General features: G+C 58.7%; 10 protein-coding genes. 1 reads left to right on the plus strand and 9 read right to left on the minus strand.

Going from position 1 to position 12,353, the window contains the following annotated elements:
• Positions 1-206: 206 nt before the first annotated feature.
• From Q4I12_RS10760 to rdgC, 5 genes are read right to left on the minus strand one after another with little or no spacing between them, the layout of a single operon-like run.
• A complete protein-coding gene (locus tag Q4I12_RS10760; protein WP_302261547.1) occupies positions 207-1,826 on the minus strand; it encodes a DNA repair protein RecN in 1,620 nt (539 codons plus the stop codon).
• Positions 1,827-1,835: 9 nt separating this feature from the next.
• Positions 1,836-2,672 (minus strand): ABC transporter permease, encoded by an 837-nt coding sequence (locus tag Q4I12_RS10765; RefSeq protein WP_040369298.1) that lies wholly within the window; start codon positions 2,670-2,672, stop codon positions 1,836-1,838.
• A 1-nt stretch (position 2,673) separates the two neighbouring features.
• Positions 2,674-3,702, minus strand: a complete 1,029-nt coding sequence (locus Q4I12_RS10770) for an ABC transporter permease (protein ID WP_302261548.1) — start codon at positions 3,700-3,702, stop codon at positions 2,674-2,676.
• Between the two features lie 15 nt (positions 3,703-3,717).
• Entirely contained in the window at positions 3,718-4,245 is a 528-nt protein-coding gene (locus Q4I12_RS10775) for a hypothetical protein (protein ID WP_072332943.1), read from the minus strand.
• Positions 4,246-4,261: 16 nt separating this feature from the next.
• Positions 4,262-4,885: a recombination-associated protein RdgC gene (rdgC, locus tag Q4I12_RS10780; RefSeq protein ID WP_204625658.1), complete on the minus strand. Its 624-nt coding sequence runs from the start codon at positions 4,883-4,885 to the stop codon at positions 4,262-4,264.
• Positions 4,886-5,684: 799 nt separating this feature from the next.
• Here rdgC and Q4I12_RS10785 point away from each other — a divergent pair.
• Entirely contained in the window at positions 5,685-6,578 is an 894-nt protein-coding gene (locus Q4I12_RS10785) for a pseudouridine synthase (RefSeq protein ID WP_302261549.1), read from the plus strand.
• 186 nt (positions 6,579-6,764) lie between these two features.
• Here the strand turns inward: Q4I12_RS10785 and pgm are convergent, their stop codons facing one another.
• The 4 genes from pgm to Q4I12_RS10805 form a co-directional block, all read right to left on the minus strand.
• Positions 6,765-8,405, minus strand: a complete 1,641-nt coding sequence (pgm, locus tag Q4I12_RS10790; RefSeq protein WP_302261550.1) for a phosphoglucomutase (alpha-D-glucose-1,6-bisphosphate-dependent) — start codon at positions 8,403-8,405, stop codon at positions 6,765-6,767.
• Between the two features lie 174 nt (positions 8,406-8,579).
• Complete coding sequence (gene tnpA, locus Q4I12_RS10795; protein WP_072333439.1) at positions 8,580-9,035, minus strand: IS200/IS605 family transposase; 456 nt, start codon at positions 9,033-9,035, stop codon at positions 8,580-8,582.
• Positions 9,036-9,237: 202 nt separating this feature from the next.
• Positions 9,238-10,680 carry a DegQ family serine endoprotease gene (locus Q4I12_RS10800; RefSeq protein ID WP_168935738.1) on the minus strand — a complete coding sequence of 481 codons (1,443 nt, stop codon included), beginning with the start codon at positions 10,678-10,680 and terminating at the stop codon, positions 9,238-9,240.
• A gap of 14 nt (positions 10,681-10,694) precedes the next feature.
• A complete protein-coding gene (locus Q4I12_RS10805) occupies positions 10,695-12,158 on the minus strand; it encodes a 30S ribosomal protein S1 (protein WP_302261551.1) in 1,464 nt (487 codons plus the stop codon).
• Between the last annotated feature and the right edge of the window lie 195 nt (positions 12,159-12,353).

Below are 12,353 nucleotides of genomic sequence, written 5' to 3' on the forward strand. Positions count from 1 at the left end.
TTAGAGCAGCTCTGATGAAAAAAGGGCTCCTTCCCTGTGGGGAAAGAGCCCTTTTGCTGTCCATGTCGTTGTACCGTACGCACAGCCGGCGTGTTTCCATGCGCACGGCACGACACGCGCATGCGCCGGACAAATGCGCCGGAAGCTCCAGCGACTGAGGTGAGAGCGTGTTTGAAGATTAAAGCGATACTTTAAGAATCGAGCGTTTAGAACATCGTCAGCTGATAACTGCGCCCTTCAAGGCTGGCCGCCAGGGCTTCGCCCTGCTGGCCTCCCCCTGCCATGCGCACCAGTTCCGCATGGCGCTGGCGGGCATCGAGCGGGACGCAGGTCGTGAACGTGGCATTGTCCCGAATGGTCTTGCTGATCTGGAAATGCTTTTGTGCCCGGGCTGCCAGCTGCGGCCAGTGCGTGATGACCAGCATTTGCCGCTGCTTTGCAAGATTTTCCAGCTTTTCCGCAAGCTTGTTTAATGTAAGACCGCCCACGCCGGCATCCACTTCGTCAAAGATGTAGGTCGCACTTTCCGCTTTGGGGCGGACGCTCATCAGGGCGAGCAGGAAGCGGGAAAGCTCGCCGCCCGAAGCGATCCGGTCCAGAGGCTGGGGAGACTGCCCGGGGTTGGGGGCCCAGAGGATACGCACTTTTTCATCCATGAGGCCGGGCCAGACTTCCTGCGGCATGAAATCGGGGATGACCCGGACCTGTTCGGAGAATCCCAGCTGGCGCAGTTCTTCTTCCAGTTGTCGGGCAAAGTCCGCGGCAGCTTCGCGACGCTGGGGGAGCAGGGCGGAAAGCACCTCCTGCAGCTGGGCGGCCAGCTGCTTTTCTTCCTTGTCCAGCAGGGTGATGTCCAGCGCGCAGGCATCGAGGAAGGAGATGTTTTCACGGATCTCTTCGCGCAGCTCCAGGATCTCGTCCAGCGAACGGTGCAGTTTGCGCTTGAGCTGGGCCAAAGCGTAGAGCCGCTCCTCCATCTGTTCCACATCGGGCATGTCTTCCGGCAGGGGAGGACGGCGCAAACGGCCGCTCAGATGGGAAAGCTGCTGACGCAGGGCCGTGACGGCATCGGCATCTTCGCTGACGGAGTCGTCTGTCCGCGCCATCTGGTGCAGGCAGCGTTCCAGCCGCCCCAGCATATCGAGCAGGCCGGGTTCTTCCTCACCATGCAGCAAGCCTAGCGCCAGCTCATACTGCTCGCGGGTCTGTTCGGCGGCACGGACGATGGCCCGCTGCTCTTCAAGACGTTCTTCTTCCCCGGCTTCAGGGGCGACCCTGTCGATCTCCTGCTGCTGCATCTCCAGAATGTCCCGGCGTTCCAGAAGGTGGGCCTCCCGGGCCCGCAGCTCCTTGCGGCGGGCTTCCACGGAGCGCAGCTGCTCCAGCAGCTCGTCACGCCGGCGCAACAGGTCGGGATCCTTCAAGGTGCTTTCCATGAGCCGGGCCTGGAAGGCAGGCTGCAGCAACTGCTGCTGTCCGTGCTGGCTGGCATGGGCCAGCAGCTGTTCCCGCAGGGAACGCACGCATTCCTGGGAGCGCAGGGCATCATCAACGTACAGGCGGCTGCGGCCGCTCTCGGCCAGCAGGCTGCGCCGGATGACGATCTCCCGTCCGTCCATCTGGAACTGTGCTTCGACCTGGGCCTTTTCCGCTCCCTGCCGTACCATATCGGCGCCCAGCCTGTCGCCCAGCAGAAAGCCCAGGGCTTTGAGGATAAAGCTTTTGCCTGCCCCTGTTTCGCCGGTGAGCACGTTCATGCCCGGGGCAAAGTCGAGTTCGGCGTCTTCGATGAGAGCGAGGTTGCGGATACGCAAATATTCCAGCATGGATAGGACCTATTTTTTGAGACGGGGATCAAGGAGGTCACGCAGGCTTTCGCCCAGCAGGTTGTAGCCCAGCACGGTCACCAGGATGGCGACACCCGGATAAAAGGAAAGCCAGGGGGCATCTTCCAGGACGGTCTTGCCTTCCATGAGCATGTTCCCCCAGCTGGCCGTGGGCGGCTGGACACCAAGCCCGAGGAAACTGAGCCCCGATTCCACCAGGATGGCGCCGGCCACGCCTAGCGTGGCGGAAATGAGCACCGGGGCCAGCGTGTTGGGCAGGATGTGGCGCAGCAATATCCGGCAGGTAGAGCAGCCGGACAGACGCGCCGCCGATACGAAATCCCGCTGGCGCAGGCTCAGGGTCTCGGCACGGACCAGACGGGCGACCCCCATCCATGAGGTCAGGCCGATGACGATCATGATGTTGGTCAGACTCGGTTCCAGAAAGGCGATGACCGAAAGGATCAGGAAAAACGAGGGAAAGCAGAGCATGATGTCCACACCGCGCATGATCCCTTCATCCACCAGACCGCCGAAATAGCCGCTGATCAGGCCCAGCCCCGTCCCGATGCTGACGGAAATGCCCACAGCGACAAAGCCGACCCACAACGAGATCTGTCCGCCGTAGAGCAGCCGGGAAAAAACGTCCCGCCCCAGACGGTCCGTACCCAGCCAGAACATGGAGGACGGCGGCTCCAGAATATGATCCAGATGCAGGGCATTGGGATCATAGGGCGCGAGCAGGGGAGCGCACAGCGCTGCCAGAGACATGACCAGCACGATGCCCAGCCCCAGGCAGAGCATGAGATGGCGGCCGAGAAAGCGACGCAGCAAGGGACCACACATATCAGTGAACCTCCCGGCTGCTGCGGATACGCGGATCGGCCAGGCCGTAGCAGACATCCGCCAGCAGGTTCCCCAGCAGGGTCAGCACGGCCCCCAGGACCAGGTTGCCCATGATCATGGTGTAGTCGCGGGCCATGACCGCGGCATAGAACAATTGCCCCAGCCCCGGCAGGGCGAAGATGGACTCGATGATGACGCTGCCGCCGATGAGCCCGGGTACCGAGAGGCCCAGCAGGGTAATGACCGGGAGCAGGGCATTGCGCAGGGCATGGCGCCAGATGATCGTGCGGGGGGACAAGCCTTTGGCCTGGGCTGTCAGGATGTAGTCCTGCCGCAGGACCTCGAGCATGCAGGCCCGCATGTAGCGGGACATGCCCGCCAGGCTGCCGATGGTATAGACCAGGATCGGCAATGCCAGATGCTGTGCCAGATCAAGTACCTTGTCCACAGGGCCGAGACTGTCGAAATTCATGGACGTCAGGCCGGAAATAGGCAGCCATTGCAGATGGATACCGAAAAACAGCATCAGCAGCAATGCCAGCCAGAACGAGGGCATGGCAAAACCGAGGTAGACGAAGACCGTCACGCCCCGATCCAGAAGGGAATTCTGGCGGCAGGCCGAAAGGATGCCGATGGGGATGGCGATGATGAGCGTCAGAATCAGGGAGATGACGTTCATGCCCACGGTCAGGGGCAGGCGCTCCATGATCTTGTCCAGCACGGGCCGCCCGTCCGCTGACATGGACAGGCCGAAATCCAGACGTACCAGGCGTGAGAGCCAGTCCAGATATTGTACATGCAGGGGTTTGTCCAGGCCGTACAGGGCCTCCAGCCGCTGGCGGGCCGCCTCACCGGCCAGAGGATTGAGGGTCGTTTCCATATCGGTGGGCGAACCGGGCGCGAGATGGATGACCCAAAAGCTGATGAGGGTGATCCCCCATAAGACCAGCAGCATCCACAGCAGTTTGCGCACGATGCGCAACGTCAGCTGCAGCAGGGCCGCATTGCGGGATGAACAGACCGCCTGCACGCATATCCTCCGTTATTATTCCGTCCGGGTCATCCACTGCCGCATGTCGGCCACCTCCTGCTGCCATTGCGGCGAAAGGCGCAGCTGGAGGAAGCGGGCATACAGGCTGTCCAGCAGGCCGAGGCAGACTTCCATCAGGTAGATCTTTTCCAGCAGCATGGCGTCCGGGTCGTCATCCTCTTCAGGCTTTTCCACCTTGGGAGTCTTCAGGCTGCCCAGAGTGAAGTCTTCGGCCTTGAGGGTGAACTGGAAGGCCAATTCTTCCTTTTCAAGCCGGATGAGGGCGCGGGTGACTTTTTTCCCCGTGCCAAGGCCGAAACGGGCCTCGCGAAGAGGGGAGAGCGTCCCGGCAACGGTCGCCGTTTCTTTGGCGTCCCCTTCGCCGCCCTGGACGACGATACGCTGTTCCATGGAGACAGAGAAGGGCTGGCCTTCCTTGTCCACAAAGGCCCCGGGCGCCACATCACTCTGGTACCACAGCCAGGTAAGGAACTCCTGGCCAAGAATGTTGTCCGTAGAATCCAGACAGGGTGTATCACTCATGGGATGACCTCGTGAATCAGGAAAGGGCGGCGAACTGTGTGGCTTCGATACGATCCAGACGGCTCATGGCCGCTTCGTCGAGCATGGTCTCGGCCAGGCTGTACGGGGTGATCTGCTCAAGATGCAGTTCGAAGGAGTTGAGGAATGCCTCCATGAACAGATCGATCATCTTCCCCTGGGTGGAGGCAAACCAGACCTCATTACGATCCGTTGCCCAGATGACATTGAACTCGGCCGGGATGGGCAGGAAGCGCTGCCGCAGGCGAAGCAGGACCTGTTCCTTGAGTTCCTTCTTGCGCTCACGGGAAATGAACTTTTTGCCCTGTTCCTGCATTTTTTCCTTTTCGGCCTTCAGTGCCAGGGTCAGATGCTTTTTGATGACAGCGGCCGGGATGCGCCGGGTATCCAGACGCAGGGAGAAGAGCAGATAGGCACCTTTGTGCGGCGGGGCCGTCCGCCATTCGGAGTCCAGCATATCCTCGAAGCATACCCAGCCATAGGCCTGCATCTCGGGCAGGTCGTCGATGTCCCGGAAGGCGAACTGGCGCAGCTTGTCGGGGATCTGCGTCCAAAGTTCCGAAGGGATGGGGTCGATGATCCTGAAACGGGTAAAGCTGCACGAAGCATTACAAAAACCCATACTGGCTCCTTTCTGTGATATGCGCCAGGAGGCGTGTCATTCTTGTACGCAGTGCGGCAGATTCTTGCAAGCCCGAAGCCTGTGGATTTCCGTGGGGCAGGGCAGATGCAACATTATATAATATACGCAGTGGATATTTGAGTCAGGTAGCCCGTGGATGCGTCATCGCCGGCGCAGGACAAAGGCCTGGATCGGCCTGGCAGGAAGATTTTTCGCCGGGGAGCCACAGTGAGCATTTCCAGAAGGCTTCTGGTAGCTGGGGCAAGGCGCATCCGGATGATCCATATAGTTATTAGTATCGATTACTAGATGCCAAAGAGGCGGTTTGCAAGCATCATACGGGGCATTCACGATTTTGGGGAACCGATCACATATGGGACATGAAAACTAGGTGTGGGACATGAGGCAGCTTCAAATCTCAGCGTCCATTTTTCCATTTCCCATATGGGAATCTCTGCTGCGACCTTCAAAGCAGCAGAGCCCATGGTGAGGAAAAAGGCTTTCGGTATGAAAACCCCTTATTCGTAAAATGCATGATAACCATGTGTAAGTATTAACTATTATAAATGTCTCATAATGATAATTATGTAAACTTTTATCCATGAGACGACGGAGAAGGCACTCCTCTCTCCAGGATCAGACAGAAAATTTTTCGCCATATATTTTTGCTCAAGCTGCACTTTAAGAATAGTCTTGGGCCAGTCAGCATGTACCTGAATTTTTCTGGCGTCTGACTCTGCCGTCTATGGCATTCCCCCGTACGCTTGACATGGCTGCTTTTTTGCCACACCTCTAAGGCATGCACGCCAAATCCTCTTTTTTCCGCAGCCGCGATGGACGCCCCCAGCGTCGTTCCAATCAGCTTGCCCTCAGATCGCCCCAAAATAGTCATTCCTCCCCTGCTCCACGGAACAATAGCTCTTCTCTATCTGGGCTAGAGGAAGATCTGCAGGACGGGACCCGGCTCAACAAGTTCATCGCAGCTTCCGGCTATTGCTCTCGCCGCAAGGCCGATGAGCTTATTTTTGCCGGAGCTGTCCAGGTCAACGGGGTGGTGGAACGTTCTCCCGGCAGGCGCATCCTTCCTGCTGACCTCATCCAGGTCGAAGGTCAGCAACTGGCGGCTCTGCCCGTCTCTTTTTCCTATATCATGCTGCACAAGCCCATCCAGGTCATGTGTACGGCACACGATCCGCAGGGGCGTCCTACAGTTTTGGATTGTCTGACAGCGGAGATGCGGCGAAATAGAGTCTATCCAGTTGGAAGGCTTGACTATTTTTCTGAGGGGCTATTGCTGCTGACCAATGATGGCGAGCTGGCACAGCGCCTGATGCATCCCCGGCATCATCAGCCAAAGACCTACGATGTCCTTGTGCGGGGAACTGTCCCGGCTGCCGCGCTGGCAACCATGCGCCGTGGCATGACATTGGCAGAGGGAGAGCATTTGCGCCCAGTCGAAGTGGAAAGCCGCTTGCAGGCCAATGGGCATACGCGGTTGCGGATGGTACTGCATCAGGGGGTCAACCGCCAGATCCGCCGCATGTGTCGGGATCTTGGCTTGACCATCCTGCGCCTGAAGCGCATCCGTCTCGGCCCCCTTGGCCTTGGCGATCTTCCTGTGGGAGAGTGCCGTTTTTTGTCAGCCGCAGAGACCGCTGCCCTGCTCCAGGCTGCGGAGATCCGGCGCTCATAAGGGGATTTGACCTGGAGAGTGTGCTGGCCTGATATCAGCAGCTTAAGGAAAACTTTATATGGTGAGTGAGCACAGGGACGTTCTGTCCCGGATGGCAGATACCCAATAGCCCACGCACATGGGATGAAGTATGAAAAAGGACGCCTGACGGCGTCCTTTTTTTATGGTTCAAATTTGCTTATTTGCTCAGGCCAGCAAGCGCTGCAGCAAGGCCTGGGCTTCTTCATGCAGGGCATGCAAATGCTGCTCTCCAAGGAAGCTTTCCGCATAGACCTTGCAGATAGCCTCCGTCCCGGAAGGCCGGATGGCGAACCAGCCGTTCCGGCTGCAGACCTTGACCCCGCCAATGGCAGCTCCGTTCCCCGGGGCTGTCGTCAGGATCTCAGTGACCGGGGATCCCGCTACTGTCCGCATCTGGACATCCTCTGCCTTCAATGATTTGAGGCAGGCCCGCACGTGATCGTCGGCCGGAGCATCCTGGCGTTGGTACAGCGGAGCGCCGAACTGTTCCGTCAGGCTGCGATAGATCTCGTCCGGCCCGCGCTCTTCGCGTGCGGCCATTTCCGCTGCCAGCAGGCAGAGCAAGGGACCATCCTTGTCGGTGCTCCAGGGGCTGCCGTCAAAGCAGAGGAAGGAGGCGCCGGCACTTTCCTCACAGCCCATGCCGCAGCTGCCGTCTGTCAGATAGGGCACGAACCACTTGAAACCGACCGGGACTTCGATGACCTTGCGTCCCAGCTCCTGGCCTACCCTGTCCAGCATGGCGCTGGTCACCAGAGTCTTACCGATTCCGGCATCGGCCTGCCACTGGAAGCGGCTGCGGAATAGATGCCAGGCAACGGTGGCCAGATAATGGTTGGGATTCATCAAACCGCTTTTAGCCACGATGCCGTGACGATCCGAGTCCGGATCACAGGCAAAGGCCAGGTCGAAGCGGTCGCGCATATCGAGCAGGCCACTCATGACATACGGCGAAGAGCAGTCCATCCTGATCTTGCCGTCCTTGTCACAGGGAACAAAACGGAATGTGGGGTCGATGACTTTGTTGACCACGGTCAGGCGCAGTTTGTAGCGCTCGGCTATGGGCTCCCATAGGGAAAGGCTGGCTCCCCCCAGAGGATCGACCCCCAGGGAAATACCGGAAGCCGCGATGCTGTCCATATCCAGGATGCGCGGCAGGTCTTCCACATAGCGGGCGGTAAAATCATAGCCCTGCACCAGCGAAGACCGTCGGGCACTGCTGTACGGCAGGCGATGGACGTCACAATTGAGGTGATCAAGATAGATATTGGCCTGCTTTTCGATCCAGGCGGTTACCGCTGTTTCGGCCGGGCCGCCATGCGGCGGATTGTATTTGAAACCACCGTCAGCCGGAGGGTTGTGAGACGGCGTGATGATGATGCCGTCAGCCAGAGCCTGAGCGCCGTGCTCGCTGTTCCAGCACAGGATGGCATGGGAGACCGCAGGGGTCGCTGTGGCGGAACCGTCGTGGGAGATGCGGACCTGCACATCATTGGCCGTCAGGACTTCAAGCGCACTGCGAAAGGCCGGTTCCGACAGGGCATGCGTATCTCCGCCCATGAACAGCGGACCGGTGATGCCGTGTTGTTTGCGGTAATCACAGACGGCCTGGGTGATGGCGTGGATGTGGCGTTCGTTGAAGGTCTGCTTCAACGAAGAACCACGATGCCCGGACGTTCCAAAAGACACACGTTGTGCGGCCTGATGCGGGTCAGGCGATTCCGTATAGTAGGCACTGACGAGCGCGGGGATATTCTCCAGAGTCTCGGGCGCCGGCAGTTTGCCGGCATGGGGATGTACTGCCATGATGTATCCTCCTGCCCCTTTCTATCGTTTACCCTGTCGGCCCGCAAGCCCCGGGCAAATCAGAACCACCCGCAAAGCGGGTGGTTTGCTCTGGCCCTGTAAGGGCCTGTTACCGGCTGCGCCTAAAGACGCTGGCTTTCACGCTGTTCAAGCCCAGTGCCCTTGCCGCCTTGGCTACCCCTTAAAGGGGTCTTGATATTCGCGTGATGTCAGCTTGTCTCTCATAATGTCGTGACGTTCCTGATCCTGGATATATTTTTTGATCGTTGCCTCATTAAGCCCCACCGTACTGACATAATATCCTTCGGCCCAAAATTTTCTGTTGCCAAACTTATATTTAAGGTTTGCGTGCTTATCGAATATCATCAACGAACTTTTCCCTTTCAGGTAGCCCATGAAATTTGCCACACTGATTTTAGGAGGAATGGACACCAGCATGTGGACATGATCCGGCATCAGATGCCCTTCCAGAATCTCAACCCCTTTATATTTGCAGAGGCATTGCAGAATTTCTTTTATACTTTCACGGAGCTGTGCGAAGATTATTTTTCTTCTATATTTTGGAGTAAAGACGATATGATACTTGCACAACCATTTCGTATGCGCTAGGCTATGAGCCTTGGTTCCCATAACAAAAACACCTTTCCGTTAATGTTGCGATGGGCTTGAACAACTTCATCGTAGCGGAAAGATGTTTTTGTGTGTATAACGTATTGTCTCCACCCGCATAGCGGGTGGTTTTTTGTTTCGCGCCTGTCAGGCGCTCAACAGGCTAAAGCCCATAAAAAAAGAGGGGGGCTTGAAGCCCCCCTCTCTCGATTGCATATCCGGATTATTTTCCGCTGCTGACAGGAACCGCGCGGAAGATGTTCTCACCACGACGGTTGATCTGCAGCATGACGGCGCCTCGCTTGCTGCCCTCGCCTGCCACGATCTTTGACAGGTCTTCGGGCGAAGACACCGCCTGACGGTTGGCCTTGACGATGACATCACCGGGGCGAACACCGGCTTCGGCAGCAGGCTTGCTGGGATCCACATCCAGGACCAGCAGGCCACCCTTGCCTTCCAACTTCAGTTCGCGGCGTTCCTCATCCTTGATGGGACGCACCGTCAGGCCGAGCTGGCCCTGATTCTGCTGCTTCTGGCCGGCTTCGGAAGGCTTGCCGCTGTTGACGCCGGTCTGGCGATCGCCCAGCGTCACATCCATGGTCACGGCCTTACCGTTGCGCCACACGTCCAGGGTCACCGAAGTGCCGGGCTTGTGGGCCGCAATGGCTCGCAGCAGGGCCGAGGCGTCTTCCACGCTCTTGCCGTTGACCTTGGTGATGACGTCACCGGCTTCGATGCCGGCCTTGGCCGCCGGTTCATCGTCCAGGACACTGGCCACCAGGGCACCGGAAGGATGTTCCATGCCAAGGGCCTTGGCCGTATTTTCATCCACATCCTGGATGGTCACACCGATCCAGCCGCGGCTGACCTTTTTGCCGCTCTTGATCTGCTCCACGATGCCAGCCGCCATGTTGCTGGGGATGGCAAAGCCGATCCCCTGCCCGCTGGCGATGATGGCCGTGTTGATGCCGATGACCTCACCCTTCATGTTCAGCAGCGGACCACCGCTGTTGCCGGGGTTGATGGAGGCATCCGTCTGCAGGAAGTTGTCAAACGGACCGGCATGGATATTACGGTTTTTGGCCGAAAGGATGCCGGCCGTGACCGTGTGGTCCAGAGCAAAAGGATTGCCGATGGCCAGCAGCCATTCCCCTACCAGCAGGGCGTCGGAATCACCGAACTTGAGGAAAGGCAGATCCTTTTTGGCCTCGACCTTGAGCAGAGCCAGGTCAGTATCTTCGTCCGTCCCCACGACCGTGGCCGTCAGAGGGGCAGTCTTGCCATTGCTTTCGTCCAGCGTCACCTGGATGCTGTCGCCATCGGCCACCACGTGATAGTTGGTCACGATGTAGCCGTCAGGCGAGATGATGAAACCGGAACCACGCGACATCTGTTTTTGCGGAGGACGCTTTCCGCGCGCATTGGGACCGCCGAAGAATTCGAAGAAGCGGTCCGCTCCCGGCGGCATGCCACGGAACATCTCGCCGAAGAATTCCTCAGGACCGGCCGCAGCCGGGGAGGTCCGCTCCGCACTGATGTTGACGACAGCCGGGCCGCATTTGGCAGCCAGTTCACTGAACTCAGGAAGGCTGGCCGCCTGGGCGAATTGCGCTGCCGTGAACAGGACAAGAGTCAGCACGGCAGGGAGAAAGTGTTTAATCCTCATACAGGGCACACTCCTTAGCGTTTGTTTTGCAGAGCCTTCTGCAAAGCCTGTGCCATGATGCTCATACCGGCATCCTTGGGAGCGGAACTGGTGTGCTGTTTCCAGGATTTGTCTTCGGCGGCGGAAGCTTCTTCCATGCCTTCGGGGGCCAGGCTGATACGGCGGGCAGTGGTATCCACGGACTGCACGACCAGGGTCACGCTGTCGCCCTTGTCCAGCTTGGAGAATTCACCGCTGTTCTTGGCGTTCTTGATGACGCCGGCGGGCAGCAGACCGGTGATGCCGGGAGCCAGGCTCACAAACAGGCCGAACTGGCTGCGGCTTTCCACCGTACCGGTCACCACGGTACCGGCAGCGAAACGCTGGTCGGCATCCTGCCAGGGATCGCCTTCGGCGTCACGCAGGCTCAGGGAGATACGGCGGCTTTCCACATTGATCTCCTTGATCTTGACGGAGATCACGTCGCCCACGTTCACCACGTCCTCGGCCTTGTTCACTCGCTTGGTCCAGGACATTTCGGAAAGGTGCACCAGGCCTTCCACGCCGGGCAGCAGTTCCACGAAGGCACCGAAGGGAGCGATGCGCACGACCTTGCCTTCCACCACGGTACTGGCGGCCAGACGGTCAGCGGCCTGCAGCCAGGGATCGCCTTCAGCCTTCTTGCGGGACAGGGAGATGCGGGTGCGGCCCTTGTCGTCCTTGCTGACGGACAGCAGCTTGGCGCGCACCATGTCGCCCACGGCCACAGCTTCGTCAGCGCTGTTCACGCGGGACCAGGAGAGTTCGGAAAGATGGATCATGCCTTCCACACCGGGGGCCAGTTCCATGAAGGCACCAAAGGAGGCCAGACGGGTGATGCGGCCTTCCACGGTATCGCCCACATTGAGGGAAGCCAGGACCTTTTCCAGGTTTTCCTGACGTTCGCGATCCAGCAGGGCACGGCGGGAAACCACGATGTTGCGGCCGCGGTTTTCCACACGGATGATGAGGAACTGCATGGTGCGGCCCACCAGAGCTTCGGCGTCAGCCACGCTCACGCTGTCCATCTGGCTGCCGGGACAGAAGGCATTCTTGCCCATCACGCTGACAGTGTAACCGCCCTTGCAGGTACCGGTCACGCGGCCATCCACGGGCACACCGGCGTCGCGGGCGTCTTCCAGGGCGGCCATACCGGCGCCACTCATGGAGCGGGACAGACGGATCTCACCAGCGGAGGTACCCACAACATAGACTTCGATGCTGTCACCGGGGGCAACGCTTTCGTTGCCTTCGGCATCGAGGATGTCCTTGCGGTCCATGATACCATCCAGCTTGATGCCCACATCCACAAAGACAGAGTCACCGGTGATGGTGATGATGGTGCCCGTCACTTTCTGACCAGGCTGCAGGCGCACAGTGCCGGCTTCCTGGGCCGCGAACATGGCGGCGAAGTCTTCGCTGCCTTCTTCGAAGGTGGACAGATTTTTTTCGTCAGTCATGGTATATTTGCTCCTTAAACAAATAATTTCCTGTGAAGTCCCCTTGTATAGCGCATTCACCGCCAGAAAACAACAAAGATGCTGGCAGCAATTCCGGCACAGGATATGGCTAATTTTTGGACAGGTGGACAATTTTTGGACGATGCTCTCTGACAGGATGGCAGAGAAAACAATTCTTGCAAAAAGTTAATGTAG

It is taken from the genome of Desulfovibrio piger (assembly GCF_951793255.1).
GTDB lineage: Bacteria > Desulfobacterota > Desulfovibrionia > Desulfovibrionales > Desulfovibrionaceae > Desulfovibrio.